The sequence below is a fragment of the Rhizobium sp. SRI_017 genome, from assembly GCF_057586295.1.
Window position 1 is genome coordinate 1 of sequence record NZ_JBYCZP010000101.1, and the last position, 332, is coordinate 332.

At 63.0% G+C, this 332-nt stretch carries 1 protein-coding gene; it reads left to right on the top strand.

Annotation, left to right across the window (positions count from 1 at the left end):
* Positions 1–332, top strand: a 332-nt coding sequence (locus AC2YI2_RS35215; RefSeq protein ID WP_487391151.1) for a helix-turn-helix domain-containing protein, incomplete at both ends; no start/stop codon positions are given.

Here is a 332-nt window from a genome sequence, read left to right on the forward strand (position 1 = left end):
CGATGGTGACGGCGGCGCATGTGCTTGACTTGAGCGAGCGTCAGGTCCGTCGTCTTCTGGAGCGGATTCGGAATGACGGCGCAGCATCGATCCGTCACAAGGCGATCGGCCGGCCGTCGAACAATCGGATCAACGACGGTGTTCGAGACTATGCGGTGACGCTGGTTGGTGAACGCTATGCGGATTTCGGACCGACGTTGGCGGCGGAGAAGCTTGCCGAGCGCGATGGATTGCGTGTGTCACGCGAGACGTTGCGCAGCTGGATGGTCGATGCCGGACTCTGGCTGTCGCGCAAGCAACGGCGGACGTTTCATCAGCCGCGGCTGCGACGC